General features: G+C 69.6%; 25 protein-coding genes. 9 read left to right on the forward strand and 16 right to left on the reverse strand.

Annotated features, from left to right (window positions below):
* Positions 1–122 precede the first annotated feature (122 nt).
* Entirely contained in the window at positions 123–752 is a 630-nt protein-coding gene (locus ACTWPV_RS43485) for a class I SAM-dependent methyltransferase (RefSeq protein WP_443156326.1), read from the reverse strand.
* A gap of 85 nt (positions 753–837) precedes the next feature.
* Between ACTWPV_RS43485 and ACTWPV_RS43490 the strand changes: the two genes are divergently transcribed.
* From ACTWPV_RS43490 to ACTWPV_RS43500, 3 genes are read left to right on the forward strand one after another with little or no spacing between them, the layout of a single operon-like run.
* Complete coding sequence (locus tag ACTWPV_RS43490; protein ID WP_443156270.1) at positions 838–1290, forward strand: pyridoxamine 5'-phosphate oxidase family protein; 453 nt, start codon at positions 838–840, stop codon at positions 1288–1290.
* Complete coding sequence (locus tag ACTWPV_RS43495) at positions 1287–1478, forward strand: ferredoxin (protein ID WP_347645501.1); 192 nt, start codon at positions 1287–1289, stop codon at positions 1476–1478. Before ACTWPV_RS43490 ends, ACTWPV_RS43495 begins: the two co-directional genes overlap by 4 nt.
* A 59-nt stretch (positions 1479–1537) precedes the next feature.
* Positions 1538–2626: a Zn-dependent alcohol dehydrogenase gene (locus ACTWPV_RS43500; RefSeq protein WP_347645502.1), complete on the forward strand. Its 1089-nt coding sequence runs from the start codon at positions 1538–1540 to the stop codon at positions 2624–2626.
* A gap of 17 nt (positions 2627–2643) precedes the next feature.
* Here the strand turns inward: ACTWPV_RS43500 and ACTWPV_RS43505 are convergent, their stop codons facing one another.
* From ACTWPV_RS43505 to ACTWPV_RS43555, 11 genes are all read right to left on the reverse strand, one after another.
* Positions 2644–3657 (reverse strand): Fic family protein, encoded by a 1014-nt coding sequence (locus tag ACTWPV_RS43505; protein WP_443156271.1) that lies wholly within the window; start codon positions 3655–3657, stop codon positions 2644–2646.
* 187 nt (positions 3658–3844) lie between these two features.
* Entirely contained in the window at positions 3845–4738 is an 894-nt protein-coding gene (locus ACTWPV_RS43510) for a hypothetical protein (protein WP_443156272.1), read from the reverse strand.
* Positions 4739–4821: 83 nt separating this feature from the next.
* Entirely contained in the window at positions 4822–5211 is a 390-nt protein-coding gene (locus tag ACTWPV_RS43515) for a peptidase inhibitor family I36 protein (protein WP_443156273.1), read from the reverse strand.
* A 482-nt stretch (positions 5212–5693) separates the two neighbouring features.
* Positions 5694–6695: a sugar phosphate isomerase/epimerase family protein gene (locus ACTWPV_RS43520; protein WP_443156274.1), complete on the reverse strand. Its 1002-nt coding sequence runs from the start codon at positions 6693–6695 to the stop codon at positions 5694–5696.
* A gap of 3 nt (positions 6696–6698) precedes the next feature.
* Entirely contained in the window at positions 6699–7862 is a 1164-nt protein-coding gene (locus tag ACTWPV_RS43525) for a Gfo/Idh/MocA family protein (RefSeq protein WP_347645509.1), read from the reverse strand.
* Between the two features lie 11 nt (positions 7863–7873).
* A complete protein-coding gene (locus tag ACTWPV_RS43530; RefSeq protein WP_443156275.1) occupies positions 7874–8920 on the reverse strand; it encodes an ABC transporter substrate-binding protein in 1047 nt (348 codons plus the stop codon).
* Entirely contained in the window at positions 8917–9948 is a 1032-nt protein-coding gene (locus ACTWPV_RS43535; protein ID WP_347645512.1) for an ABC transporter permease, read from the reverse strand. Before ACTWPV_RS43535 ends, ACTWPV_RS43530 begins: the two co-directional genes overlap by 4 nt.
* Positions 9948–11432: a sugar ABC transporter ATP-binding protein gene (locus tag ACTWPV_RS43540; protein WP_443156276.1), complete on the reverse strand. Its 1485-nt coding sequence runs from the start codon at positions 11430–11432 to the stop codon at positions 9948–9950. The genes ACTWPV_RS43535 and ACTWPV_RS43540 overlap by 1 nt, the downstream gene beginning before the upstream one ends.
* Before the next feature lie 37 nt (positions 11433–11469).
* Entirely contained in the window at positions 11470–12627 is a 1158-nt protein-coding gene (locus ACTWPV_RS43545) for an ROK family transcriptional regulator (RefSeq protein WP_443156277.1), read from the reverse strand.
* Positions 12628–12829: 202 nt separating this feature from the next.
* Positions 12830–13702: an SDR family oxidoreductase gene (locus tag ACTWPV_RS43550; RefSeq protein WP_347645515.1), complete on the reverse strand. Its 873-nt coding sequence runs from the start codon at positions 13700–13702 to the stop codon at positions 12830–12832.
* 134 nt (positions 13703–13836) lie between these two features.
* Positions 13837–14895: an MBL fold metallo-hydrolase gene (locus ACTWPV_RS43555; RefSeq protein WP_443156278.1), complete on the reverse strand. Its 1059-nt coding sequence runs from the start codon at positions 14893–14895 to the stop codon at positions 13837–13839.
* Positions 14896–14950: 55 nt separating this feature from the next.
* Between ACTWPV_RS43555 and ACTWPV_RS43560 the strand changes: the two genes are divergently transcribed.
* A complete protein-coding gene (locus ACTWPV_RS43560; RefSeq protein WP_443156279.1) occupies positions 14951–15796 on the forward strand; it encodes a glutathione S-transferase family protein in 846 nt (281 codons plus the stop codon).
* On the opposite strand, the gene ACTWPV_RS43565 is transcribed toward ACTWPV_RS43560, so the two are convergent.
* The gene (locus ACTWPV_RS43565) at positions 15744–17027 is read right to left on the reverse strand and encodes an MFS transporter (protein ID WP_443156280.1); all 1284 of its coding nucleotides are present in this window, start codon (positions 17025–17027) and stop codon (positions 15744–15746) included. The two genes, ACTWPV_RS43560 and ACTWPV_RS43565, sit on opposite strands and share 53 nt — an antisense overlap.
* The gene (locus ACTWPV_RS43570) at positions 17024–17599 is read right to left on the reverse strand and encodes a winged helix-turn-helix domain-containing protein (protein WP_347645519.1); all 576 of its coding nucleotides are present in this window, start codon (positions 17597–17599) and stop codon (positions 17024–17026) included. The genes ACTWPV_RS43565 and ACTWPV_RS43570 overlap by 4 nt, the downstream gene beginning before the upstream one ends.
* A gap of 73 nt (positions 17600–17672) precedes the next feature.
* Between ACTWPV_RS43570 and ACTWPV_RS43575 the strand changes: the two genes are divergently transcribed.
* From ACTWPV_RS43575 to ACTWPV_RS43595, 5 genes are all read left to right on the forward strand, one after another.
* On the forward strand, positions 17673–18317 hold the full coding sequence (locus tag ACTWPV_RS43575; protein WP_443156281.1) for a B3/B4 domain-containing protein: 645 nt from the start codon (positions 17673–17675) through the stop codon (positions 18315–18317).
* Positions 18318–18521: 204 nt separating this feature from the next.
* Positions 18522–22160: a multifunctional oxoglutarate decarboxylase/oxoglutarate dehydrogenase thiamine pyrophosphate-binding subunit/dihydrolipoyllysine-residue succinyltransferase subunit gene (locus tag ACTWPV_RS43580; RefSeq protein WP_443156282.1), complete on the forward strand. Its 3639-nt coding sequence runs from the start codon at positions 18522–18524 to the stop codon at positions 22158–22160.
* A 98-nt stretch (positions 22161–22258) separates the two neighbouring features.
* Positions 22259–22438 (forward strand): DUF6104 family protein, encoded by a 180-nt coding sequence (locus ACTWPV_RS43585; RefSeq protein WP_020544136.1) that lies wholly within the window; start codon positions 22259–22261, stop codon positions 22436–22438.
* A 98-nt stretch (positions 22439–22536) separates the two neighbouring features.
* Positions 22537–23340, forward strand: a complete 804-nt coding sequence (locus tag ACTWPV_RS43590; RefSeq protein ID WP_347645522.1) for a DUF4097 family beta strand repeat-containing protein — start codon at positions 22537–22539, stop codon at positions 23338–23340.
* Positions 23337–24077, forward strand: coding sequence for a PadR family transcriptional regulator (locus tag ACTWPV_RS43595; protein WP_443156283.1), 741 nt, complete (start codon positions 23337–23339; stop codon positions 24075–24077). The genes ACTWPV_RS43590 and ACTWPV_RS43595 overlap by 4 nt, the downstream gene beginning before the upstream one ends.
* Positions 24078–24107: 30 nt before the next feature.
* On the opposite strand, the gene ACTWPV_RS43600 is transcribed toward ACTWPV_RS43595, so the two are convergent.
* Both ACTWPV_RS43600 and ACTWPV_RS43605 read right to left on the reverse strand, forming a co-directional pair.
* Positions 24108–24965, reverse strand: coding sequence for an oxygenase MpaB family protein (locus tag ACTWPV_RS43600; protein ID WP_443156284.1), 858 nt, complete (start codon positions 24963–24965; stop codon positions 24108–24110).
* A gap of 75 nt (positions 24966–25040) precedes the next feature.
* On the reverse strand, positions 25041–25997 hold the full coding sequence (locus tag ACTWPV_RS43605) for a zinc-binding dehydrogenase (RefSeq protein ID WP_443156285.1): 957 nt from the start codon (positions 25995–25997) through the stop codon (positions 25041–25043).
* Between the last annotated feature and the right edge of the window lie 43 nt (positions 25998–26040).

The following is a 26040-nucleotide window of genomic DNA, read 5'->3' on the forward strand; positions in this document are numbered from 1 at the left end:
ATCAACCTGCTCAAAGGCAACCGCGGCATGGCGACCCGTTACGACAAGCTCGCCGTACGCTACGAAGCCGTCGTCATCATCGCTGCGATCAACCAGTGGCTCAGTGCCTTATGAAACACGACCTAGATGCCCTGGCCGACGCGCTCCAGCACGCGGAGCGAGCCGTGCACCGCCACCTCGGCGAACGCGCCCGACGCCAGCGCCCGCCGGTAGACCCGGTAGGGGCCCTGCCCGCCGTCGGCCGGGTCGGGATGGATGTCATGGAAGGCCAGCGCGCCGCCCTCCATCACGTGCGGCGCCCAGCCCTCGTAGTCGAGGGTCACCGGCTCGTCGGAGTGGCCGCCGTCGATGAACACCATGCCGAGCGGGGTGTTCCAGAGCCCGGCGACCCGCTCCGACCTCCCGACCACCGCGATCACCTCGTCCTCCAGGCCCGCCGCCGCGATCGTGGCCCTGAACGTCGGCAGGGAGTCCATCTTGCCGAACCGGAGGTCGACCAGAGTGGGGTCGTGGTGGGCCCAGCCCGGCTGGATCTCCTCGGAGCCCCGGTGGTGGTCGACGGTGACGACCACGGACCTCGCCTGCCTGGCCGCCGCGCCGAGGTAGATCGCCGACTTGCCGCAGTAGGTGCCGATCTCGCAGATGGGGCCGAGCGGGCCGTAGCGGAGGGCCGTCTCGAAGAGGGCGATCCCCTCTTCCGGCGGCATGAATCCCTTGGCGTGCTCGGCCGCGCGGAGCAGCTCTTGCGGCATGGTCATGGGTATGCACCCTAGCCGAACCGAATAACATTCCGTCGGGCTCTTGCCCGGTCCTTCTGCAACCTGTTCTACTTGCAACGTGAATCAGCGCGCTCGCATCGCGATGTCCGACGACGACGTCACCGCCTTCCTGGAGGCCGCAAGCAAGCTGCAGCTGGCCACCATCAACAGGGACGGCACGCCGCACCTGGTGACCATGTTCTACGGGCTCTCCGAGGGACGGATCGCCTTCTGGACCTACGCCAAATCGCAGAAGGCCCGCAACCTCGCCCGCGATCCCCGGGTGACCTGCCTCGTCGAGACCGGCGACGCCTACGACGAGCTGCGCGGCGTCCTGGTCTACGGCAGAGCCGAACGCCTCGACGACCGCGACCGCGTCATGGACGTCGGCATGACGGTCGCCCGCAGGACGGCACCCGGCGTGCCGGACGAGCTGCTGCGCCCGTACGTCGAGAAGACCGGGCTCAAACGGGTCGCGTACGTCGTCGAGCGCACCAAAGTGGTCTCATGGGATCACAGGAGGCTCACATGAGAATCACCGTCGATGAGCTGGTCTGCGAGGCCAACGCCGTGTGCATGGGTCTCGCGCCCGAGGTGTTCGAGGTGGACGACGACGACCGGCTGCACATCCTGTTGCCCGCACCACCGCCCGAGATGCAGGACCGCGTCCGCCACGCGGTGCGGTCCTGCCCCAAGGCCGCCCTTTCGCTGGAGGAATAGCCCGATGGGGGTTCACCGCCCCCAGCACCCCGCACACGTCCCACCGAGGAGGACTCCACATGCGCGCCGCGATCCTGCACGCCGTAGGCAACGACAAGCTCGACATCCGCGACGACGTCACCCTGGCCCCCGTCGGGCCGTCGGACGTACGCGTGCGCGTCAGGGCCACGGGCGTCTGCCACTCGGACCTGTCGGCCATGAGCGGCGTGCTCCCGCAGCCCGTGCCGCTCGTCCCCGGCCACGAAGGCGCGGGCGAGGTCGTCGAGGTGGGCGAGCACGTCACCTCCGTCAAGCCGGGCGACCACGTCGTCATCAGCTGGCGCCCGGCCTGCCAGGAGTGCGACCTGTGCGTGGGCGGCCAGCCGTACCTGTGCATGAAGTACGTGATCGAGTCCTTCAGCAAGGGCAACTTCCGGCTCGGCGGCGACGAGGCGACGGTGTTCGGGATGGCGGGGTGCGGCACCTGGGCCGAGGAGATCATCGTGCCGTGGCAGGGCGCCATCAAGATCGACGACGACGTGTCGTGGGAGGCGGCGGCGCTGATCGGCTGCGGCATCACGACCGGCGTGGGCGCCGCGATCAACACCGCCAAGGTCCGCCCCGGCTCCACGGTCGCGGTGATCGGCTGCGGCGGCGTCGGCCTGTCCGTCATCCAGGGCGCCCGGCTCTCCGGCGCGCGCACGATCCTCGCGGTCGACCCGCTGGAGTCCAAGCACGAGCTGGCCAGGAAGGTCGGGGCCACGCACGCGGTGACGCCCGAGCAGGTCCCCGAGGCGGTCGGCGAGCTCACCGGCGGCGCGGGCTTCGACTACGGGTTCGAGGTCGTCGGCAAGTCGGCCACCATCCAGAGCGCCTGGCAGGTCACGCGGGCGGGCGGCGACGTCGTCGTGGTCGGCGCGGGCGCGACGGACGACATGGTGTCGATCTCGGCGTTCAGCCTGCTGTTCGAGGGCAAGAACCTGCTGTCCAGCCTGTACGGCGAGGCGGACGTCCGCCACGACTTCCCCTATTTCGCCAAGCTCCACAAGGCCGGCAAGCTCGACCTGGAATCCATGATCAGCTCGCGCATCCGCCTGGCCGACCTGAACGACGCGGTCGCGGCCCTGCGCGGCGGCGAGGTCCTGCGCCAGATCGTCATCATGGACTGACGACCCCGCACGGCCCTTCACCGCTGGGGTCGGGCGGGCACGACGCGGGCCGGCGGTGATTCGCGGGTGTCCCAGCGGGTGCTCGCCAGGCGGCGCTCCGTCAGCGTGAGCAGGTCGAAGACCTCACGAGCGAGATATCCCCTGGTGTTCCTCTCGACCTGCTTCGAATGCAGGATGCCCGCCGCCGAGAGTTCTTCCAGGGCCTGCCGTGCGGCCGGGTGCGTGACTGAGAGCAGGCCCTGCACCGTTCTGGCCGTCACGAGCGGCGCGGCGGGCAGGAGGTCCAGCAGGCGCACGACGGCCGAGTCAGCCCGGGGCACCGGCCGCAGCCCTTGGGATTCGCGGAAACGGCGGTGCCGCTCATGCCACTCTTCGCGCATCTCCTCAAGCTCGTCCGCGAACCTTTCGGCCTGCTCAGCAGCGGTCACGGTCGCCGTCAGGAAGACGCGGAGCCACGCGTCGACCCCCTGCCGGGCCTCTTGCGACCCGGCGTCTCCGGCGTACCTGTACGCCGTCAGGCCGCCGATGTAGGCGTCCGATCGGGTGAGGAGCACCAGGCTGATCGGAAGGATCGCACGGGGGGTCAGGCCGCGCCGGGTGAGAACCGTGTGGACCATTGCCCGGCCGACCCTGCCGTTGCCATCCGTGAACGGGTGGATCGTCTCGAACTGTGCATGTGCCATGGCCGCCTGGATCAGGGGCGCGTGCTCCGCCCGGTTGACGTACGACACGAAATCGTCCATCAACGGCCGGACGTATTCCGGTGGAGGCGGAACGAACTCCGCGTCCAGCGGTTGCCAATGCCCGCCCCCCACCCAGTTCTGCACCTCGCGGAGCCCGTGCTGCTTCTCCTCGGGGAGCAGCACCGCGTGCAGGGCGACGATGTCCTCGATGGAAACTGCGTCGACGGCGACGAGTTCGGTCACAGCCCGCCGAAGCGTCGAGACGTTGTTGGCGACCAGGGCCGCCGTCGCCGTGAATCCCTTGAACACCCCGCCGCTCTCGTGGGCCGCGAGTTCAGCGAGGGCCACCTGCTGGGGAAGGACGGTAGACCCCGCCTCGTCTGTCTCGCCGACTCGGAGCGCCCCATGCCGCGGGCCACGATGCCTCCAGGTATGCCGCCACGGCGGTTATCCTTTCACGCAGCTTCTAGCTATGAAAGGATAATCTGTATCCTTTCATCAAGGCTGCCTCAGCGAAAGGATACGGGGATCGTCGTCATCGACCGACCTGTCCGGCACGCTCGCTGGAGGGCCCGTGGCTCGGAAGGCGCCGGGAGATGATGGACTCGGCGTCCTCCAGCCACCGGGACTTCCCGTCCGCGAGAGCCGCGAATTGATCGCGGTGCTCTCGCAGGCCGCGTTCCTGCAGCTCGCGTTCCACCCCTGACCAGACCGCGACCAGGCTTGAGCGCTTCTTGCACCGTACGTCGGCACTGGCGGTGCGGATCTCGTCGCCGGTCGGAACGGGAGTCCGCCACCGGGGGTCACCCACCGCCTCGGCCGGATCGGAGTAGGAGAATCCCTGCTCGCGCATGCACGCGCTCCACTTCCGAAACGCGGAGAGCACATCCGGATGCTTCGCGGAGGTGTCGTAGGACTCCTGGTCGAGCCTTCTCAGCGCGCGGCTTTCTCCTTCGGCGGCTCCTTGGTTGACCCGGACGTAACCGTCCCTCATGCAACCGCTCTTGCCGTCCTCGCCGTAGGCGGCGACGTGCTCCTCCGAGGTGAGCCTGTCGTCGCGCGCCTGCCAGGCCTGCTCTTTCCGCAGTTCCCCCGGGTCATGCACGGGGTGGTAGCCGAATCGCTTCGCCGCCTCCTCCTCGATGACCCCGTACCTCCTGCGGTTGGGAGCGTCATCGACGCGGAAACGGGGCAACCTGGTCCAGGGCACGCCCTTGCCGCGCATGCAGGTCTCGACCAGCGTGTCCGCGGCATGGTCGAGCATGGCGGACTCATCAGCGCTCACCCTGTACGCGTCCAGCGGCAGGCGCAGCGCCCTGGCCTCGGGACCGGCGGGCAGAGCGGCCACCGCCTCACCCTCGCGGCTCTGGTCACCGCACCCGGCGAGGAACAGCGCACAACAGACAACCGTCACCGAACGCCAACGCATCCGTAGCTCCTTGATGGCGCCGGAGCGGGCCCGTTCGATGGGGAAGGAACGGGCCCGCTTTCACGCACTGGTCCACACGACCCTTAGCCGATCTCCAACGATTCGGCCGTGTTGTCGAACGACGGGTTGCCGGAGTTCTTCGTCAGGTCGGCGTCACTGGAGTACGGCTTCGCCCGATAAGACGTGCCCGTGTGAAACCGGTATTTATACAGGTAGACGTTTTTTCCGGTGTTGTTCCGCATGGAACTGGCACCGTTATAGACGGACCGGTAGGTACCGCCCCATCGGTTGTTCGCCAGGTTACTGTCGCTCTTGCTGAAACAGGCCCGGCCGCCCTTGTAGTTGTCATGCTCGTAAAGACAGATGGACCCCGCAGCCGACGACGACCGGGAATCGGCGTGCACCGCCGCCACCCCAGGAGCCCCCACCACGGCAACCACAGCCAGCAAAGAGCCGACCACAACCTTCTTCATGAACACCCTTTCCGTTCTGCGCGCACGCCGAAAGGCCAGCCGGGGCATCACCCAGGCTTTTCGTTCGGGAATCGCGGAAATTCCGCCGGCCCTGATCCCGATATGCCGACACGGAGGTCGCGCGGTCCAGACAGGTGTCATGACCAGCGCGTGACAAAGACCTTACCGATAGGCGCGAACCGCTACGGCAGAATGCGAGGCCAAAAATGCCTCGTTTTAGGACAGCCCGGTGTCCCAGCAGGCCGCTTCCGGCCCGGGGTCTCAGGCGTGCGTGTACGGCCAGGCCGCCGATGTGGGCCTCCAACCGGGTGAGCGGCACCAGATTGATCGGTGGGAGTCGCGGGAGCGGCGGCGCGGGGTGACAGCCGTGTGGTCCGTGGCCCGGTGAACGGGTGGACGTGTTCCTGGAGGAAGGACGAGCTCCGCGTCCAATGGCAAGCGCGGCGCGCCGGCCGAGACCGGTGGCGCGCCGCGCGGAGGGGCTACTCGGTGGAGAAGGCGGCGTCGAAGGCCGTGGCCGGCGGGGTGATGGAGTTGAGCGTGCGGATGTAGCTCAGCGCCTCCCGGGCCCCGTCCAGCCGGTCCATGCCGGCGTCCTCCCACTCGATCGAGATCGGGCCGTCGTACCCGATGGAGTTCAGTGCGCGGAAGCAGTCCTCCCACGGCACGTCGCCCCGGCCCGTGGAGACGAAGTCCCAGCCGCGCCGCATGTCGGCCCACGGCAGGTGCGAGGACATGCGGCCCTTGCGCCCGTCGCCGACGCGCATGCGGGTGTCCTTGCAGTCGACGTGGTAGATGCGGTCCTTGAAGTCGAGGATGAACGCCACCGGGTCGAGGTCCTGCCAGACCATGTGCGACGGGTCCCAGTTGAGCCCGAACGCCGGCCGGTGGCCGATGGCCTCCAGTGTGCGCTGGGTGGTGTAGTAGTCGTAGGCGATCTCGCTCGGGTGGATCTCGTGCGCGAAACGCACGCCGGCCTCGTCGAAGACGTCGAGGATCGGGTTCCAGCGGTCGGCGAAGTCCTGGTAGCCGGCCTCCACCATCGAGGTCGGCGTCGGCGGGAACATGGCGACGGTGTGCCAGATCGACGAGCCGGTGAAGCCGACCACCGTGTCGACGCCCAGCAGCGCGGCGGCCCGCGCGGTGTCCTTCATCTCCTCGGCGGCGGCCTGGCGCACCGACTCGGGGTCACCCTCACCCCAGATGCGGGCGGGCAGGATGGCCTTGTGACGCTCGTCGATGAGGTCGCAGACGGCCTGGCCGACGAGGTGGTTGGAGATGGTCCACACCTTGAGGCCGTGCTTGTCCAGCTGGGCGCGCTTCTGCTCGACGTACGACGGGTCGGCCACGGCCTGGGCGACGTCGAAGTGGTCACCGGAGCAGGCGATCTCCAGGCCGTCGTAGCCCCACTCCGCCGCCAGCCGGCACACCTCCTCGAACGGCAGGTCGGCCCACTGTCCGGTGAACAGCGTGACGGGTCGCATGTGTCAGTCCTCCACGTTCGTGTAGCGGCTGCCCTCAGCCGCGCTCTGCTCGACCGCGGCCAGCACCCGCTGCACCCGCAGCCCGTCGGCGAACGACGGCGTGGGATCGGCTCCGGTGGCGATCGCCTCCAGGAAGTCCTTGACCTCGTGGGTGAAGGTGTGCTCGTAGCCGAGCCCGTGCCCTGGCGGCCACCAGGCGCCCACGTAGGGATGGTCGGGCTCGGTGACGAGGATGCGCTCGAAACCGCCTCCGCCCGCGCTGAACCACAGCTCGTTCATGGCCTCGAAGTCGAATGCGAGGCTGCCGAGCGAGCCGTTGATCTCGATGCGCATGGCGTTCTTGCGTCCGGTGGCGAAGCGGGTCGCCTCGAACGAGGCCACCGCCCCGCCCGAGAGCCGGCCGATGAACAGCGCGGCGTCGTCGACGGTGACCTGGCCCGTGGCGGAGGTGCCGGTCGCGCCGAGCCCGGCCGACTCGGCCGCCAGCGGGCGCTCCTTGATGAACGTCTCCGTCAGCGCGGACACGCCCACCACGTTCTGTCCGGTGATGAACTGGGCGGCGTCTACGATGTGGGAGCCGATGTCGCCGAGCGCGCCGGCCCCCGCCTTGTCCTTCTGCAGCCGCCAGACCAGCGGGAACTCCGGGTCGACGATCCAGTCCTGCAGGTACTGCGCCCGCACGTGCCTGATCTCGCCGAGCCTGCCCTCCTCGACGTACCGGCGGGCGAGCGCGACCGCGGGCACCCGCCGGTAGTTGAAGGCCACCATGCTCTTTCCTGGGCTCTTGCCCGGCGCGGCCGCGGCGGCCCGCACCATGGCCTCGGCCTCGGTGACGGTGTTGGCCAGCGGCTTCTCGCAGAGAACGTGCTTGCCGGCCTCCAGCGCGGCCACGGCGATCTCGGCGTGCGAGTCGCCCGGCGTGCAGATGTCGACGATCTGCACGTCGTCGCGCCTGACCAGCTCTCTCCAGTCCGTCTCGACGGCGTCCCAGCCGAGCTGCGCGGCCGCCGCTTCGGTGCGCTCCTTCGACCTGCCCGCGAGCACCGCCATGCGCGGTGCCAGCGGGAGGTCGAAGAAGGCCCCCACGCTCCGCCAGGCCTGCGAGTGGACGCGGCCCATGAAGGCGTAGCCGACCATGCCCACGCCGATGGTGGTTCTGTCTGACATGCAACCCCCGATCAGGATTCGAAGCCGAGCGACAGGTACTTCTCGACGTTCTCCTTGGTGATGGTCTCGGACGCGAGTGTGATGGACTGCGGAACCTGGTTCTCCACCAGGTCACTCATGCCCTTACCTTGTGCTATCAGACGCGCGAGTTTGATCGCCGAGGAGGCCATCGTCGGGCTGTAGGTGACGGTGGCCTGCAACACCGAGGTGCCCGACTGGATCTCCTTCATCGCGTTCAGCGAGCCGGCCCCGCCGACCATGATGAACTCGTTCCTGTTGGCCTCCTTGATGGCGGCCAGCACGCCGACGCCCTGGTCGTCGTCGTGGTTCCACAGCGCGTCGATCTTCTTGTGCGCCTGCAGCAACGACGTGGCCACCTCGTTGCCGGTCTCCACCGTGAACTGCGCGTCCTGCTTGGCGGTGACGCTGAACCCGTACGTCTTGAGCGCGTCGGCGAAGCCCTTGGTGCGGTCCTGGGTCAGCGGCAGCGTGGCGATGCCCTGGATCTCGACGATCACCGGGTTCGACACGCCCTTGTCCTTGAGCTGCTTGCCGATGAAGTGCCCGGCCGCCACGCCCATGCCGTAGTTGTCGCCGCCGACCCACGTCCGGTAGGCCAGCTTGTCGGGGAAGACGCGGTCGAGGTTGACGACGGGGATGCCCGCCTCGGTGGCCTGCAGCGCGACCTGGTTGAGCTGCTGGCCGTCGTTCGGCAGGATCACCAGCACGTTCACCTTGGCCGCGATGAGCGACTCGACCGCGGAGATCTGCTGGTTGATGTCGTTCGTCGGCTCGACCGGCTTGAACTCGACGTCGGAATACTGCTTCGCGGTGGCCTCGGCGTTCTTGGCGATGGCCGCGATCCACCCGTGGTCGGCCGCCGGCGCCGAGAAGCCGATCACCACCTTCTGGCCCGGCTCGTCGTTGCCGCTGGCCGCGGGGGCGGGCACGGCGGCCGCGCTGGTCGGCGCCGCCTCGGGCTCGTTGCTGGTGCAGCCCGCCGCTAAGAGTACGGCTCCGCCGACGAGGAATCCCCTGCGCGCGACGTTCTCACTCATGGTGCTCTCTCCTTCAGGTTCCGCCGCTGGAGAAGGACGGCGGCGACGATGATCAGGCCCTTCGCGATCAGCTGGTCGCTGGTGTTGAGCCCGTTGAGAATGAACAGGTTCGTGATGAGCGTGAAGATCAGCAGGCCCAGGATCGAGCCCATGATCGTGCCCCGGCCCCCGGTGAGCAGCGTGCCGCCGATGATGACGGCGGCGATGGCGTCGAGTTCGTACAGGTCTCCGTGGGTGGACGAGCCCGTCGTCGTACGGGCCATGATGAGGATGGCGGCGATGCCGCAGCACATCCCCGACAGGGCGTAGAGCAGCATCGTGTGCCTGCGCACGTCGATCCCGGCGAGCCTGGCCGCCTCGGGGTTGCCTCCGACCGCGTACGTCCGCCGCCCGAACGTCGTGCGGTTGAGCACCACCCAGCCGAGCACCACGACCAGCGCGAAGATGTAGACCAGCAGCGGGATGCCCAGCACGCGGGTGGTCGACAACTCCACGAGGGCGGCGTTGTCGGCGTCGATGAGCTGGGTCTTGCGGTCGGACATGCGCTGGGCCAGGCCGCGGGCGGCGACGAGCATGGCGAGCGTGGCGATGAACGGCACGAGCCGCCCGTAGGCGATGAGCAGCCCGTTGACCAGTCCCGCCCCGGTGCCGACGAGGATCGCGCAGATCGCCATCACCACCGGCCCGTACGACTGCGTGGCCACCGTCGTCGCCCAGACCGACGCCAGAGCCATGACGGCGCCCACCGACAGGTCGATGCCGCCACCGATGATCACAAACGTGGCCCCGACCGTGATCACGCCGATCGTGGCGGCCAGGGACAGGATGCTGACCAGGTTGGAGGCGGTGGCGAAGTTGTCCGGCCGGGTGACCAGGCCGACGACGACCAGCAGCGCCAGCGCGCCGAGCAGGCCGAGATGCCGCATCTCGCCGAGGCCGCCCAGCGATCCCAGCCCGGGTATGCCTCCGCGCGACGGCCCGCCGCCTCCCGCGGCCGACGGCGCCTGCGCTTTCGTGGGCTCGCTCATCACGCCGCCCTCCCATTCATGATCATGTCGAGTACGCGGTGCTCGTCCAGCCCGGCGGCGTCGCCCTCGTGGATGATGCTCCCCTCGCGCAGCACCAGCACGCGGTCGGCCATGCCGAGCACCTCGGGCACCTCGCTGGAGACCAGCAGCACGCCGATGCCCTGCTCGGCCAGGTCGCGGATCACCGCGTACAGTTCGGCCCTGGCGCCCACGTCCACGCCTCTGGTGGGCTCGTCCAGCAGGAGGAGTTTGCGGCTGCCGAGCAGCCAGCGGGCGAGCACGGCCTTCTGCTGGTTGCCGCCCGACAGGGTCCTGATCGGGCGTTCTGGGTCGGGCGGCCGGATGTCCAGCATCTCCGCCAACCGCTTGGCCTCCTCCCGCTCGCGTTTACGGTCGAGCCAGCCGAACCGGGCGAATCCCGGCAGGCTGCCCAGCGTGATGTTCGCGGTGACGCTCTGGTCGAGGAGCAGCGCCTGGGCCTTGCGCTCCTCGGGCGCCAGGCCCATGCCGCGGCGCACCGTGCCGACGACGCTGCGGCGTACCGGCCGGCCGGCGAGCAGCACGCGGCCGGTGGCCGGGCGCGCGCCGTACACCGCTTCGAGGATCTCCGAACGCCCGGAGCCGACGAGGCCGGCCAGCCCGACGATCTCGCCCGCGCGCACGGAGAACGAGACGTCGGAGAAGACGCCCGGCGAGCTCAGCCCTTCGACCTCCAGCACCTCCTCGCCCGGCGACCTGCCCGCCTTGGCGGGGAAGACGTATTCGACGTTCCTGCCGGTCATGAGGGAGACGATCTGCGTGGTGGGGGTGTCGCGGGCGGACAGGCCGACGGCGACCGTGCGGCCGTCCTTCAGCACGGTGACCCGGTCGCCGATCTCGCGGATCTCCTCCAGGCGGTGCGAGATGTAGACCACGGCCACGCCCTGGGCGGTGAGCTCGCGGATGATGCGGAAGAGGTTGGCGACCTCGTCGTGGGCGAGCGCCGCCGACGGCTCGTCCATGATGATCAGGCGGGCGTCGTGGGAGAGCGCGCGGGCCATCGAGACGACCTGCTTGGCCGCCGGCGACAGCCGGCCGACCTCGGCCGACGGGCGGATCTCGCCGTGGCCGAGCCGTTCGAGCACCTCGCGGGCGGCGCGCCGGGCGGCCGGCCTGTTCACGAAGCCGAAGCGGGCGTGCTCGTGGCCGAGGAAGATGTTCTCGGCCACGCTGAGCCCGTCGACCAGGTCGAGCTCCTGGTAGATGGTGGCGAAGCCGAGCCTGATGGCGTCGATCGGGCTGCTCGGGCGGACCTCGGCGCCGTTGAACACGATCGTGCCCTCGTCGGGCTGGTGCACTCCGGCCAGCACCTTGATCAACGTGGACTTGCCGGCGCCGTTCTGGCCGAGCAGGCAGTGCACCTCGCCCGCCCGCACGTCCAGGTCGACGCCGTCCAGCGCGCGCACGCCGGGGAACTGCTTGACGATGCCCTTCATGACCAGCATCGGAGATCCCTTCCAGCGTTCTTGCCGGGCGTTCTGCTCAGGCGTTGACGATGCGGTTGATGTTGTCGGGGGACAGGTAGTGCTCGATGGCGAGCATCCCGGCGCCGAGCACGGCGGCGTTGATGCCCGTACGGCTGGGCGTGATCGACAGGTGGTGGGTGGCCAGCGGGAGGGATCTGCGGTAGACCGCCTCCCTGATCCCGGCGAGCAGGTGCTCGTGCACGCGCGACAGCGCCCCGCCGATGACGATGACCTCGGGGTTGAAGAAGTTGACCAGGCTGGCCAGCACCTCGCCGATGAGCCGGCCCGCCTCCCTGACCAGCCGCAGCGCCTGCGTGTTGCCTGCCTGCACCAGCGCGACGACGTCGGCCCCGGTCTCGGCGGGCAGGCCCAGCTCGGCCAGCCGCCTGGCGATCGCGGCGCCGCCGGCCACGGCCTCCAGGCAGGCGCTGTTGCCGCACCGGCAGCCGGCGTCCTCGTGGCCGCTGACCCTGATGTGGCCGATGTCGCCCGCCGAACCCTGCGCGCCCCTGTGCAGCCTGCCCTGGGCCACGATGCCGCAGCCGATGCCGGTGCCGACCTTGATGAACAGCAGGTGGCCGGCGTCGGCGAAGGAGGTGCGGTGCTCGCCGAGCGCCATCACGTTGACGTCGTTGTCGACCAGCACCTCCACCCCGTCGAAGTAGTCGGGAACGGGGTAGTCGTTCCAGCCGGGCATGATCGGCGGGTTGTTCGGCCGCCCGGTGGCGAACTCGACGGGTCCTGGAACTCCGATGCCGACGGCGCGCAGAGCGGACCTGGGCCGTCCCGCCGTGCCGAGCAGCCGGTCGAGCCGCTGGTCGACGTGGGCGAGCACCTTCTCGGGGCCGTCGCTGATCAGCATCGAGTCCTCGCACTCGGCGAGCACGTTGCCGGAGATGTCCATCAGTGCGACGCGGCAGTGGGTGGCGCCCAGGTCGACGCCGGCGAAGGCGTGGTCCTCGGTGTGCAGGCGCAGTTGCCGCGGCGGCCGCCCTCCGGTGGACTCGCCGCTCTCGGTCTCCTCCACCAGGCCGCGTTCGATCAGCGCGTCGACCCGCTGCGAGATCGTCGATCTGGCCAGGCCGGTGAGCCGCGCGAGATCGGAACGGGTCGTCGCCGATCCGGCGCTGATCAGCGTCAGCACGTCGCCGGCTGAGCCCGGCTGGGGGGTCATGTGGCGACAATAAGATCACTCATACGGCGAATCAAGAGTATGGATCGCCCAAACTCCCCCAACTTCCGCCGAAGATCGAACAAAGCCCAGCCAATTCCCGACATTCCCCCCATTGCTTGACATTTAGCCAGTCGTCTGATGACCCCGGAACGACGGAACCGGCCCGCGCCCCAGGCGAGGACCGGCTCGGGAGGCCGCCGCTTTACAACATGGCCTTCATCGAGTCACCCGCCGTGAGCACGTACGGCTGCTCGGCCATGATCGTCTCCCAGTTGCCGGCGATCGTCTCGGGCGTGAGGTCGTCGGTCTTCCAGCCGGGCCCCTCGGCCACGAACACCCGCGCCACCCGGCCGCCGCCGACGCTGAACACCTCGCCGCTGGCCTCGCACGAGTCGTGCACGAGATAAGCCACCAGCGCGCTCACCCGCTCGGGCGTGAACTTGGCCTCGAACTCGGCAGGCAGCAGCGCCTCGGTCATCCGGGTCCACGCGATGGGGGCGATGGCGTTGGCCTTGATGCCGTTGCGCGCGCCCTCGATGCCCAGGGTCTTGGTCAGGCCGACCAGGCCCATCTTCGCGGTCGAGTAGTTGGCCTGGCCGAAGTTGCCGAACAGGCCGGCCGGGCTGGAGGTGTTGACGATGCGGCCGTAGCCCGCCGCCTTCATCAGCGGGTAGGCGGCCTGGGTGACCAGGTAGGAGCCGCGTACGTGCACGGCGAGCACGCCGTCGAAGTCCTCGACCGTCATCTTGCCGAACGACTTGTCGCGCAGGATGCCCGCGTTGTTGACGACGATGTCGACCTTGCCGAACGCGTCGACGGCGGTGCTCACGATGGCCCTGGCGCCCTCGGGCGTGGCGACGTTGTCGGTGCTGGCGACGGCCTGGCCGCCGTTCTTCGTGATGAGCTCGGCCACCTCGGCGGCCGGCCCCGCTGAGGCGCCGGTGCCGTCGAGCGCGCCCCCGAGGTCGTTGACCACGACCTTGGCCCCGCGCTCGGCCAGCAGCAACGCGTGCGACCTGCCGAGGCCGTGCCCCGCCCCCGTGATGATCGCGACCCTGTCATCGAACCGAAGCATCGAACCTCCCAGGCAGGAGAACAACATTCTAGTACGAGTACGATAACCCGCCCTCAGTTCCAGCGCCCGCCCACGCCCGGGAGCCTCCGTCCCAGCGACCCCGGTCAGGCCGCGAACCGCTCCAGCGCCCCGGGTCAGGCCGGGAACCACAGGTCCTGCTCGCCCGCCACCCGGCGCACCCGTCCCCTGGCCTCCAGCCAGGCCAGGTGCGCGAGCGTCTCGTTGTTGGCCGCGCGCCGCATGAACGGCGGGATCGTCTCCCACGGCCGCGACCAGGTCAGCCGGGTGGCCAGGTCCCAGCATGCGGCGCCGTCGAGCGAGCCCACCACGCGCTCGATCTCGGCCAGCCGCTCGTCGTGGTGCGCCATCACGGTGTCGACCCGCTCGGCCAGCTCCAGGAAACGGTATTCGTGGGCGGGCAGCACCTCCTCGACGTCCAGCTTGCGCACGGCGGCCAGCGAGTCGAGGTAGTCGGCCAGCGGGTTGGGGCCCGACTGCGGGTGCACGGCCACGATCGGCGTGATCTTGGCCAGCACGTGGTCGCCGGAGAACAGCACCCTGCGCGCGGGCGAGACGAAGCACAGGTGCCCGGGCGAGTGGCCAGGCGTCCAGACGGCCCGCAGGTCCCAGCCCGGCAGCCCGAGCTCGTCGCCGTCCTCCACCAGCCGGTCGGGCTTGGCCATGGTGACCACGTGCCGGATCATCATCGAGGCCCCGGCCAGCTCGTCAAGCGTCAGCTCGGGCACCCCGCAGCGGCGTAGCAGCTCGCGCTCCCGTTCCACCAGGGAGTCGATGGCCGCGTCGTCGTAACGCTCGCGGACCAGCCGCGCGTCGGCCGGGTGCAGCGCGATCCACGCGCCCGACATCTCGCGGACGCGCCCGGCCAGCCCGTAGTGGTCAGGGTGGATGTGGGTGACCAGCACGCCCTTGACGTCGGTGATCGCGTAGCCGGCCACGGCCAGGCCGTCGACGAGCGCGTCGTACGCCTCGTCGGTGTTCCACCCGGCGTCGATGATCGCCACCCCGTCGGGTAGCTCCAGGACGTAGACCAGCACGTACCGCAGGGGATTGACCGGAATCGGCACCGGCACGGACCACAACCCCGGGCGCACCCGTTCGACCTCGGGGATCGCCCCGCCTGCCCACGCGTCCCGCTGTGCCACATTGGCAGGGGTCACCACGAATTTCGTCATGGACCCGATTGTGCCCGAACGGGGTTCGGCATCCGAATCATGTTCTACTAGGACCATGAAGCCGAGCCGCGAGCTTTCCGACACTGGCCGCTTCGTCCGGCAGCCCAACCGTTTCACGGACCGGCTCGGCCCGCCCGAGCCGGGACGGTACCGGCTCTACGCCTCCTACGCCTGCCCGTGGGCGCAGCGCGTGCTGATCGTACGGTCACTCCTCGGGCTGCAGGACCTGCTGGGCGTCACGATCGTCGACCCCGTCCGCGACGAGAAGGGCTGGCGCGTTCCCGGCGGCGACCCGGAATATCTGTCGGAGCTCTACCACGCGACGGACCCCGGCTACACGGGCCGTTACACCGTCCCCTGCGTCTGGGACACGAAGGACCAGCGCATCGTCACCAACGACTTCCCCCAGATCACCCTCGATCTGGAGACGTCATGGGGCACCTCGCCGAACCTCTACCCGGAGCGCCTGCGGCCGGACATCGCCATCATGAACGACCGCCTCTACCACGGCCTCAACAACGCGGTGTACGAGGCCGGCTTCGCCCGCGACCAGCAGGTGTACGAGGAGGCGGTCACCCGCGTCTTCACCACCCTCGACCTCCTGGAGGTACGCCTGGCCGAGTCGGAGTTCCTCTTCGACACGCTCACGGACAGTGACGTGCGCCTCTACACGACCCTCGCCAGGTTCGACCCCGTCTACCACGCGCACTTCAAGTGCTCCATCAGGCGGCTGACCGACTACCCGGCGCTGTGGGCGTACGCACGCAGGCTGTACGCTCTCCCGGCCTTCCGCGAAACCACCGACTTCGACCAGATCAAGCGTCATTACTACATCACCCAGACCGACATCAACCCGAGCCGGATCGTGCCGGTAGGGCCCGAGCTGGACTGGAGCCTGTAGGCGCGGGCATCCGGACGAACAACAGCGCCGAGGCCAGCGTCACCACGGCCACCACACCCCAGGCGGCGGCGAGGCCGGCCTGGGCGGCCAGGCCGGCGAGCGTGAGGTTGGCCAGGGTCCCGCCGGACTGCAGGGCGATCGAGCTCGTCGAGGTGACCGTGGTCCGCTCGGAGGCGGTGACGGCCTTGTGGGTCAGCTCCAGGCAGAGCACGCCCGTCAGCGAGAGGCCGACGAACAGCACGACGTAGGCCAGCCCCGCGCTCAGCATTCCCGGCAGGCCGTCCAGGCCCGCCGTCGCGGCCAGCGCGCCCACGGAGAGCGCGGCCGGCACCGTCCCCGCGACCGCTCCCCTGGCCGAGCCACCGGCCAGCCGGGCCACGCGGGGCGCGAGCGCGTTGCCCACCGTGCCGCCCGCGAAGCCGAGCGCCGCGACCACGGCGTAGGCCAGGCTGCCTTCTTCCGCCGTGCCCGCCAGCTCGGCCAGCCGTCCGGGGGTGAGCAGCTCGATGGTCATCAGCACCACGCCCGTCGCCACCGCGACCATCATGAGCCTGCGCAGCAGCGCGTGGCCCGCCGCCAGCCGGATGCCGCCCGCCACCGTCACGGGCACCTCGCGCAGGACGCTCGACAGCGTGCGGCGCCGGTGGGCCGGCTCGGGCAGCGCGAGCATGACCACGAGCAGCAGCGCCGCCGCCGCGACCGCGCCCAGCAGCGACGGCGCGGCCAGGGGGAGGACCAGCGTGGGCGGCACGACGAGCGGCAGGCCGCCGCCCGCCAGGACGCCGACGCACAGGGCCACGGACTCCATCGCGCCGCCTCTGGCCAGGCCGGGCTTGAGGTCGGCGTCGTGGCCCTCGACGCCGTGCAGCGTGTCGACGTACCAGGAGGTCGCGGGGCCGCTGGACAGGGCTCTGGCCACGCCTTTCAGCACGCCGGCCGCCAGGAACATCCCGAGCGTCGTGGACACGCTCATCAGCCCCAGGCCCGCGACGGTGAACGCGGCCGAGGCCGCCAGCACCACGCGCCGCCCCAGGACGTCGGCCAGCCCGCCGGTGGGCAGTTCCAGGCTCACGGTCACGATGGAGAACACCGTCGTCACCAGCCCGATCTGCGCCAGGCCGAGACCGCGCTCGGTCATCAGCAGCACCTGGGCGGCCATCGCGAGCCCGACCGGCAGCCAGGTCAGGAAGCTGACGAGCATGTAGCGGTGTAACGCCGATCGCGCGGTCATCGGTCGTCCCGCCGCTCCTCACGGTTGCGCGGGATCGCGCCGAACCAGACGGTGACCTGCCTGGCGGCCGGTTCGGCGGCGTAGCGGGTGGAGAGCTCGCCCATCAGCTCCTCGATCCTCTTCTTCAACTCCTGGATCGCCGCGGGCGGCAGCGTGAGGAGGTGGTCGCTCATCCCGGCGGCCTCCACCCAGTCGTCGGGCCAGTCGCCGGGGTCGAACGCCTCCATCAGCCGCCCGACCATCTCGGCCTGCCGCAGGTGCACGACCTTGACCGCCTCGCGGCCCTCCTCGGTGCCGGAGAGCTCGACGGCGTCCCACGAGGTGTAGCGGTGGCGGGCCCGCCATCGGCGCTCGCGCCCGTCGCGCCGGTCGGGGTCCTCCTCGATGAAGCCGTACTTGAACAGCTCGCGCAGGTGGTAGCTGGTCGAGCCGGAGCTCTCGTCGACCTTGCGGCCAAGCTCGCTCGCGGTGGCCGGCCCGTCGCTGCGCAGCAGGCCGAGCAGGCGCACCCGCAGCGGGTGGGCGACGACCTTGAGCACCTGCGCGTCACTGATCTGGTACTGCTCCTCCATACCCCCACCGTAGACCGCAAAGACAATTTTGCAAAGTGTGCTTGGCGATTTCCCCGGCTCATAAACTGTGGGGATGCTTGACGACATCCAGGTGGACGACGCGGTCTTCGCGCTGCGCCCCGACTTCGCGGTCCTCGTCATGACCGCCCGCGACCTGCGCAACGGGCCCACCGACGAGCGCTCACGCGCCTGGCTCGCCGAGGCCTCGGCCGTTTCCGTCCAGACCGACAAGATCGACGCCTGGAAGGACGCCTACCGCGCGTTCGGGGCCAAGCCGCAGCGCACCAGGCCCTCGGTCGACGCGCTCACCCGCCGGATGCCGCTACCGGAGATCAACCAGGCCGTCGACGCCTACAACTCGATCAGCGTGAAGCACGCGCTGCCCATCGGCGGGGAAGACCTCGACCGCTATTCCGGCCCGGCGCGGCTGGTCAGGGCGGTTGGTGACGAGCCGTCCGAGGAGGCGCTCGGCACGCCCGACCCCGGCGAGGTGATCTGGCGCGACGACCTCGGAGTGACCTGCCGCAGGTGGAACTGGCGCCAGGTGGTGCGCACCCGGCTCACCGAGGAGACCACCAACGCGATCTTCCTGCTCGAGCGCCTGGAGCCGATCTCGCTGGAGGAGCTCAAGCAGGCGGGCGAGGAGCTCGCCGACCTACTGTCCGAGTTGTCCCCTCAGGTGCGAATCGCCAGCAGATTGGTGTCTGGAGGGAAGTAAACCTCCGGACAGGGTGTTGATACCAAATAGTGATAATCGCGCAACCCCCCGGGTTGACTAGGGGGTCGTGACCTCATCGCGCCGTCCTGAGAGGATCGTGCGTGGCGGCACGCCCACCTAGGCGCGCGCTGCCAGTCCGGGCGAGTAGCCTTGGAAAGGTTCTCTAACATCAACGCCGATCTGCGGAAGAGGGCGATTTCCGCCGTGTCGTCTGAGTCGTCGCGGACAAACCCGCTGGCAAGCTTTGGTCAGAACGAGTGGCTTGTCGACGAGCTGTACCAGAAATACCTCCAAGACCCCGAGTCGGTCGACAAGGCTTGGTGGAATTTCTTCGCTGACTACAACCCTGACTACGGACCGGGCCGGTCCCCGGCCAAGGAGGCGGGGAACGGCACTGTGACCGCCCCCGCGCCTCCCAAGGCGGCGCCCAAGGCGCCACCTGCGGCCGAGAAGCCGAAGCAACCGGCCACCCCGGTGCCCAAGGGCGCCGAGGAGGTGAAGTTGCGCGGGGCCGCGGCCCGCACGGCCGCCAACATGGAGCAGTCGCTGTCGGTGCCGACCGCGACCAGCGTGCGCGCCATCCCGGCCAAGCTGCTGGTCGACAACCGCATTGTGATCAACAATCACCTCAAGCGGGGCCGCGGCGGCAAGGTGTCCTTCACCCACCTGATCGGCTTCGCGATCGTCAAGGCGCTGCGCGCCATGCCGGAGATGAACTACTCCTACACGGAGATCGACGGCAAGCCCACGCTCGTCAAGCCCGAGCACGTGGGCTTCGGCCTGGCGATCGACGTGCAGAAGAGCAACGGCGAGCGCCAGCTCCTCGTGCCCTCGATCAAGGGCGCGGAGGAGATGGACTTCCGGCAGTTCTGGATGGCCTACGAAGAGGTCGTCCGCAAGGCGCGGGGCGGCAAGCTCGGCGTCGACGACTTCGCCGGCACCACGATCTCGCTGACCAACCCCGGCACCATCGGCACCGTGCACTCCGTGCCGCGCCTGATGCCCGGCCAGGGCACGATCATCGGCGTCGGCGCGATGGAATACCCCGCCGAATACCAGGGCGCCTCGCCCGACACGCTCTCGCGCCTGGCCGTCTCCAAGGTCATGACGCTGACCAGCACCTACGACCACCGGATCATCCAGGGCGCCCAGTCGGGCGACTTCCTGCGCCAGATCCACCGGCTGCTGCTGGGCGAGGACGGCTTCTACGACGAGGTCTTCGAGTCGCTGCGGATCCCGTACGAACCGGTCCGCTGGGTCCAGGACGTGTCGACGTCGCACGACGACGACGTGTCCAAGTCGGCGCGGGTGCTCGAGCTGATCCACGCCTACCGCGTGCGCGGCCACCTGATGGCCGAGACCGACCCGCTGGAATACAAGCAGCGCAAGCACCCCGACCTCGACATCCAGTCGCACGGCCTGACGCTGTGGGACCTCGAGCGGGAGTTCGCCACCGGCGGGTTCGGCGGCCGGCCGCTGATGAAGCTGCGCGAGATCCTGGGCGTGCTGCGCGACTCCTACTGCCGCACGGTCGGCATCGAGTACATGCACATCCAGAACCCCGAGGAGCGGGCCTGGATCCAGGAGCGGGTGGAGAAGCCGCACAAGTCGCCCGAGCGCGACGAGCAGCTCAACATCCTGTCGCGGCTCAACACCGCCGAGGCGTTCGAGACGTTCCTGCAGACGAAGTTCGTCGGCCAGAAGCGCTTCTCGCTGGAGGGCGGCGAGTCCCTGATCCCGCTGCTCGACTCGGTGATCAGCGACGCCGCCGACGAAGACCTCGACGAGGTCGTCATCGGCATGGCCCACCGCGGCCGGCTCAACGTGCTGGCCAACATCGTCGGCAAGTCCTACGCGCAGATCTTCGGCGAGTTCGAGGGCAACATCGACCCGCGCACCGCGCACGGCTCCGGCGACGTGAAATACCACCTGGGCGCGACGGGCGAGTTCACCGCGCCGAGTGGCAAGATGATCACCGCGTCGGTGGTCGCCAACCCCTCCCACCTGGAGGCGGTCGACCCGGTCCTGGAGGGCGTCGTCCGCGCCAAGCAGGACCTTCTGGAGCGCGGCGAGGAGGGCTTCACCGTCCTGCCCGTCCTCGTCCACGGCGACGCGGCCTTCGCCGGCCAGGGTGTCGTGGCCGAGACGCTCAACCTGTCGCAACTGCGCGGCTACCGCACCGGCGGCACCGTGCACGTCGTGGTCAACAACCAGGTGGGCTTCACCACCTCGCCCGCCTCGTCCCGCTCGTCGGTCTACGCGACCGACGTGGCGCGGATGATCCAGGCGCCGATCTTCCACGTCAACGGCGACGACCCCGAGGCCGTGGTGCGCGTGGGCGAGCTGGCCTACGAATACCGCCAGGCGTTCCGCAAGGACGTCGTCATCGACCTCATCTGCTACCGCCGCCGCGGCCACAACGAGGGCGACAACCCGGCCTTCACCCAGCCGCTGATGTACGACCTGATCGACGCCAAGCGCTCGACCCGCAAGCTCTACACCGAGGCGCTGATCGGCCGGGGCGACATCACGGTCGAGGAGGCCGAGCAGGCGCTGCGCGACTACCAGGCCAAGCTGGAGCAGGCGTTCACCGAGACCCGCGAGGCGGCCAAGAAGCCGCTGGAGGCGGGCGCCATGCGGGTGCCGCCGACCGAGGTGGTCAAGTGGTCGCACGACGACACGCCGACGGCGATCAGCGACGAGACGCTCAAGCGCATCGTCGACACCCAGCTGAGCCTGCCCGAGGGCTTCACGCCGCACCCGCGCCTGGCGCCGGTGTTGCAGCGTCGCGGCCAGATGGTCGAGCAGGACGCCATCGACTGGGCGATGGGCGAGACGCTGGCGTACGGCTCGCTGCTGATCGACGGCCACCCGGTGCGCCTGGTCGGCCAGGACTCCCGGCGCGGCACGTTCACCCAGCGCCACGCCGTCCTGGTGGACCGGATGACCGGTGCCGACCACACGCCGCTCAAGACGTTCAACCACGGCACGACGAAGTTCTACGTCTACGACTCGCTGCTCAGCGAGTTCGCGGCGCTCGGCTTCGAATACGGCTACAGCGTCGTGCGGCCCGACGCGCTGGTCGCCTGGGAGGCGCAGTTCGGCGACTTCGTCAACGGCGCCCAGACGATCATCGACGAGTTCATCTCGTCGGGCGAGCAGAAGTGGGGCCAGAGGTCCTCGGTCGTGCTGCTGCTGCCGCACGGCTACGAGGGCCAGGGCCCCGACCACTCCTCGGCCCGCATCGAGCGGTTCCTGCAGGTCTGCGCGCTCGACAACATGACGGTCGCGCAGCCGACCACGCCGGCCAACTACTTCCACCTGCTGCGCTGGCAGGTGGAGTCCAAGCGGCACAAGCCGATGGTGGTCTTCACGCCCAAGGTGCTGCTGCGGCTCAAGGCGGCCACGTCGAAGGCGTCCGACTTCACCTCGGGCACCTTCCAGCCGGTGCTCGGCGACACGACGGCCGACCCGGGCAAGGTCACCAAGGTCGTGCTCTGCTCCGGCAAGCTCTACTACGACCTGGCCGCGCAGCGCGACAAGAAGGGCCGTGACGACGTCGCCATCGTCCGGCTGGAGCGCCTCTACCCGTTCCCTGCCGACGAGCTGGCCGCCGAGCTGGCGCGTTACAGCGATCAGGCGGAGCTGGTCTGGGCCCAGGACGAGCCGGTCAACATGGGGCCGTGGCCCTACCTGACGCTCAAGCTGGCCGAGGACCCGCAGGTCCTGGGCGGGCGGCGGCTGCAGCGGGTGTCGCGCACCCCCAACAGTTCGCCGGCCACGGGCTCGCACAACACGCACGACCATGAGCTCGAGGCCATTGTCGAGCAGCTCTTCGGCTGAAGCAGGTCCGCACGGTGAGCCCCCGGCCCGTCCGGGGGCTCACTGGCGTTCTGACAGGTTGAGCCGGGCGATTCGCCCGATGGAAGGAATGGACGACGATGTACTTCACCGATCGGGGGATCGAGGAACTGGTCGAGCGCCGGGGCGAGGAGGAGGTCAGCCTCCTGTGGCTCGGCGAGCGGCTACGCGAGTTCGTCGACCTCAATCCCGAGTTCGAGACGCCCGTCGAGCGGCTGGCCACGTGGCTGGCGCGGCTGGACGACGAGGACGACGAATGACCCGTTCCTGACGCCCACAAACGCGATACATCTTGAGATCTCGCCAGACGCGACATATCGTGTCCATAGGAGACGTGTCGCCAAGAAGGGCAGGGATCATGCAACAGTGGGCGATCGAGGCACCCGAGCAGCTCACGTTCGACCAGGTGGAGACGCTGGACGTACGCATCGTGGCCGGCCGGCTGGCCGTGCTCGCCAGCGAGGGCCCACCCACGCTGGAGGTGGCCGAGGTCGACTCGGCGGCGCCGCTCATCGTGACCTACGACGAGCACACCCGGTCACTCACCGTCGCCTACAAGGACCTGACGTGGGACGGCATGCTCGGCTGGCTGCGCCGCGACCGCCGCAGGACGGTGTTGTCGATCACCGTGCCGAAGACGTGCAGGGTCAACGCCGGCGTGGTCACCGCACCGGCCGTGGTGGCCGGGTTCGAGACGAGGACCCACGTCAAGAGCGTGTCGGGCGAGATCGTGCTCGACGCCGTGAGCGGCGACGTGCTGGCCAACACCGTGTCGGGCCCTGTCGAGAGCCGTGCGATGTCCGGCGACCTGGCGTTCAAGAGCGTCTCCGGCGACCTGACGGTGGCCGACGGCTCTCCGCGCAGGCTGAAGGCCACCACGATCTCCGGCCGGTTCACGGCCGACCTGGCGCTGCGTCCCACGGGTCACGTGACGCTCAACAGCGTCTCCGGTGACATCCTGGTCAGGCTGCCGGAGAACGTCGAGGCGGACGTCAGCCTCAGATCCACCTCGGGCAGGCTCGTCAGCACGTTCGATGAACTGTCCAACACGGGAGGCCCCGGCTCCAAGGCGCTGTCGGGGCGGCTGGGTGGCGGCATGGCCTCGCTTTCGGCGATCACGGTCTCCGGTGAGGTCACGCTGCTCAAGGGGGAGAAGGAATGAGCCCTGTCTTCGGTCACGGCCGGCTCCGGCTGTACCTGCTCAAGCTGCTGGACGAGAGCCCACGCCACGGCTACGAGGTCATCAGGCTGCTCCAGGACCGGTTCCTCGGCGTCTACTCGCCCTCGCCCGGAACGATCTACCCCCGCCTGGCCCGCCTGGAGGAGGAGGGCCTGGTGACCCACGAGGTGGTCGAGGGCAAGAAGGTCTTCTCGATCACCGACCGGGGTCGTGAGGAGCTGAACGACCGGCTCGACGAGCTCGACGACCTGGAGGAGGAGATCTCCGCTTCCGTGCGCGACATCGCCCGCGAGGTCAAGGAGGACGTCCGCGACACCGTCAAGTCGCTGCGCGACGAGCTGACCCGGATGGCCAAGGACGTGCGGACCAGCGGCCACGACGACGCCAGAGACCTGCTCGACAAGCAGAGGGAGGGCCTCAAGCGGCTCAAGGAGCAGCAGAAACGCCAGTGGATGGAGCACGCCGACCACTGGCAGGGCGAAGGCGAGCGGCTCAGCAAGGAATGGCGCAGGATCTGGTCGGAGGTCTGGGCCACGCTCGGGGGTGCGCCGGCCAACCGGGCCGACCTCGACGCCGAGCTGGGCGAGCTGCTGGCCGACTTCGTCGCCCAGACGCGCGAGGAGGCGTCGGGCACGCGCCTGACGCCGGAGAAGGTGGCGGCACTGCGCGTGACGCTCGACGACGCCGCCCGCAACGTCCGCGACATCCTCGAACGCTGACACGTCCCGCGCCGGACGGGCTCGCGGGCGTCAGGCCGGACGCAGGAGACGCTCGACACGACGTGCCCTCCGTGCGGCGCGGCGGGCACGGTAGGCGATGGGCATGTAGCGCAGGCGTTCGGGCAGGCGCGGTGTGAGCGTCGCCACCGCGTGCCCGACCTGCCGCAGCCGCCGCTCGTCCCGGGCCGCCCATCGCAGCCCCAGCTTCCCGCGTACGGACGGCGGCAGCGTGCCGACGGTCACGAAGTGGTTGAACTCCCCCGACCCCACCCCGACCGGCGCCCACAGCCCGCGCAGCGGCCGGGGCAGAGCGGGCGGCGCCGGGGTGTCGCGCATGACGGCCAGCACCTCCAGCGCGGTCGGATGCGGCTCGAGCCGGTCGGCCACCATGTCGTCGAAGTACCGCCGGTACGCCGCCAGATCGCCCGGCATCTCCCGCTCGGGCACCCGCAGGAGTGCGCCGAGCTGCCGTGACTCGGCGTAGAACCGCTCCTCCTGCTCATGGGTGAACGGGGTGCCGAACCACCGGTTGAGCGCGATGAAGCGTTCGAACAGGGAGAGGTGCACCCAGGCCCACGCCTCGCCGTTCAGCGCGTGGTAGTGCCTGCCGTGCTCGTCCACGCCGCTGATGTCCCGGTGCAGCCTTCTGAGCCGCTCGCCCTCCGCCGGGCCGCCGGGGCCGCCGTACACCCAGGTCTGGACGGAAGTGAGCGTGCGGGTGAGCCGCCCCCACGGGTCGGACTTGTACGTGGAGTGCTCGGCGACGGCCGCGCCCACGGCCGGGTGCATGGTCTGGAGGACCAGCGCGCTGCCGGCCACGAGCAGGTTGCGATATTCGCCGGCCGTGTCCCAGTGCAGCGAACCTGGGCCGAAGGGTTCGACGTCCATGCTGACGGCCTCCCGGGTGATACGGCTCTCTCTGCTTGTATCACCCAGGAGCACCAGAAGTAACCATTTACTTATTCATCCGGAAAAGACGATCTTCCCGAAGATCTCTCCCGCCGCCATGGCCGCGAACCCGTCCCGCGCCTCGGCCAGCGGCACCGTACGGTCGACGACCGGGCGCACGCCGGTCTGCTCCAGGAACACCGCCAGCCGCTGCAGCTGGTCGCGCGTCCCCATCGTCGAGCCGACCACGGACAGCTGCAGGAAGAACACCCGGTTGAGATCGGCGGGCGGGACCGCGCCGCTGGTGGCTCCGGACACGACGATGCGGCCGCCAGGCTTGAGCGACTTGAGCGAGTGGTCCCAGGTCGCCTGCCCGACGGTCTCCATGACGGCGTCGACCCGCTCGGGCAGCCGCGCTCCCGTCTCGAAGACCTGGTCGGCGCCGAGCTCGCGGGCACGCTCGCGCTTGGCCTCCGTACGGCTGGTCGCCCAGACGCGGTAGCCGCCCGCCCGGCCGAGCGCGATCAGCGCGGTGGCGACGCCGCCGCCCGCGCCCTGCACCAGCACGGTGGCCCCGGGCTGGAGCCCGGCCTTGTCGAACAACATGCGGTACGCGGTCAGCCAGGCCGTCGGCAGGCAGGCGGCGTGCTCGAAGCTGAGCGCGGCCGGCTTGGGCACGAGGTTGCGGCGCGGCACGGCGACCCGCTCGGCGAACGTGCCGTCGTACGTCTCCGACAGCAGGCTGCGCCTGGGGTCCAGCGTCTCGTCGGGGCCCGAGCCGATCACCGCGTGCACGATGACCTCGTTGCCGTCGTCGTCCACGCCGGCGGCGTCGCAGCCCAGCACGATCGGCAACCGGTCCTGCCGGATGCCGACGCCCTTGAGCGTCCACAGGTCGTGGTGGTTGAGCGCGGCGGCGCGCACGGAGACGGTCGTCCAGCCGTCCGGCGTCTTGGGCTCGGGGTGCTCTCCGAGCGTCAGCCCGGCGAGCGGATTGTCGGGATCGGTCTGTGTGGCGGTTACGGCGAACATGGCCGCACCCTACTAACAAGATTTCGCTCGACGGCCCGCCACC

It is taken from the genome of Nonomuraea sp. KM88 (genome assembly GCF_052245635.1).
GTDB lineage: Bacteria > Actinomycetota > Actinomycetes > Streptosporangiales > Streptosporangiaceae > Nonomuraea.

Bases quoted from the DNA above. Each gene is read 5' to 3' on its own strand.
- ACTWPV_RS43485 (WP_443156326.1), bottom strand. From the start codon at position 752: ATGCCGCAAGAGCTGCTCCGCGCGGCCGAGCACGCCAAGGGATTCATG.
- ACTWPV_RS43495 (WP_347645501.1), top strand. From the start codon at position 1,287: ATGAGAATCACCGTCGATGAGCTGGTCTGCGAGGCCAACGCCGTGTGC.
- ACTWPV_RS43500 (WP_347645502.1), top strand. From the start codon at position 1,538: ATGCGCGCCGCGATCCTGCACGCCGTAGGCAACGACAAGCTCGACATC.
- ACTWPV_RS43510 (WP_443156272.1), bottom strand. From the start codon at position 4,738: ATGCGTTGGCGTTCGGTGACGGTTGTCTGTTGTGCGCTGTTCCTCGCC.
- ACTWPV_RS43515 (WP_443156273.1), bottom strand. From the start codon at position 5,211: ATGAAGAAGGTTGTGGTCGGCTCTTTGCTGGCTGTGGTTGCCGTGGTG.
- ACTWPV_RS43520 (WP_443156274.1), bottom strand. From the start codon at position 6,695: ATGCGACCCGTCACGCTGTTCACCGGACAGTGGGCCGACCTGCCGTTC.
- ACTWPV_RS43525 (WP_347645509.1), bottom strand. From the start codon at position 7,862: ATGTCAGACAGAACCACCATCGGCGTGGGCATGGTCGGCTACGCCTTC.
- ACTWPV_RS43530 (WP_443156275.1), bottom strand. From the start codon at position 8,920: ATGAGTGAGAACGTCGCGCGCAGGGGATTCCTCGTCGGCGGAGCCGTA.
- ACTWPV_RS43535 (WP_347645512.1), bottom strand. From the start codon at position 9,948: ATGAGCGAGCCCACGAAAGCGCAGGCGCCGTCGGCCGCGGGAGGCGGC.
- ACTWPV_RS43540 (WP_443156276.1), bottom strand. From the start codon at position 11,432: ATGCTGGTCATGAAGGGCATCGTCAAGCAGTTCCCCGGCGTGCGCGCG.
- ACTWPV_RS43545 (WP_443156277.1), bottom strand. From the start codon at position 12,627: ATGACCCCCCAGCCGGGCTCAGCCGGCGACGTGCTGACGCTGATCAGC.
- ACTWPV_RS43550 (WP_347645515.1), bottom strand. From the start codon at position 13,702: ATGCTTCGGTTCGATGACAGGGTCGCGATCATCACGGGGGCGGGGCAC.
- ACTWPV_RS43555 (WP_443156278.1), bottom strand. From the start codon at position 14,895: ATGACGAAATTCGTGGTGACCCCTGCCAATGTGGCACAGCGGGACGCG.
- ACTWPV_RS43560 (WP_443156279.1), top strand. From the start codon at position 14,951: ATGAAGCCGAGCCGCGAGCTTTCCGACACTGGCCGCTTCGTCCGGCAG.
- ACTWPV_RS43565 (WP_443156280.1), bottom strand. From the start codon at position 17,027: ATGACCGCGCGATCGGCGTTACACCGCTACATGCTCGTCAGCTTCCTG.
- ACTWPV_RS43570 (WP_347645519.1), bottom strand. From the start codon at position 17,599: ATGGAGGAGCAGTACCAGATCAGTGACGCGCAGGTGCTCAAGGTCGTC.
- ACTWPV_RS43575 (WP_443156281.1), top strand. From the start codon at position 17,673: ATGCTTGACGACATCCAGGTGGACGACGCGGTCTTCGCGCTGCGCCCC.
- ACTWPV_RS43585 (WP_020544136.1), top strand. From the start codon at position 22,259: ATGTACTTCACCGATCGGGGGATCGAGGAACTGGTCGAGCGCCGGGGC.
- ACTWPV_RS43590 (WP_347645522.1), top strand. From the start codon at position 22,537: ATGCAACAGTGGGCGATCGAGGCACCCGAGCAGCTCACGTTCGACCAG.
- ACTWPV_RS43595 (WP_443156283.1), top strand. From the start codon at position 23,337: ATGAGCCCTGTCTTCGGTCACGGCCGGCTCCGGCTGTACCTGCTCAAG.
- ACTWPV_RS43600 (WP_443156284.1), bottom strand. From the start codon at position 24,965: ATGGACGTCGAACCCTTCGGCCCAGGTTCGCTGCACTGGGACACGGCC.
- ACTWPV_RS43605 (WP_443156285.1), bottom strand. From the start codon at position 25,997: ATGTTCGCCGTAACCGCCACACAGACCGATCCCGACAATCCGCTCGCC.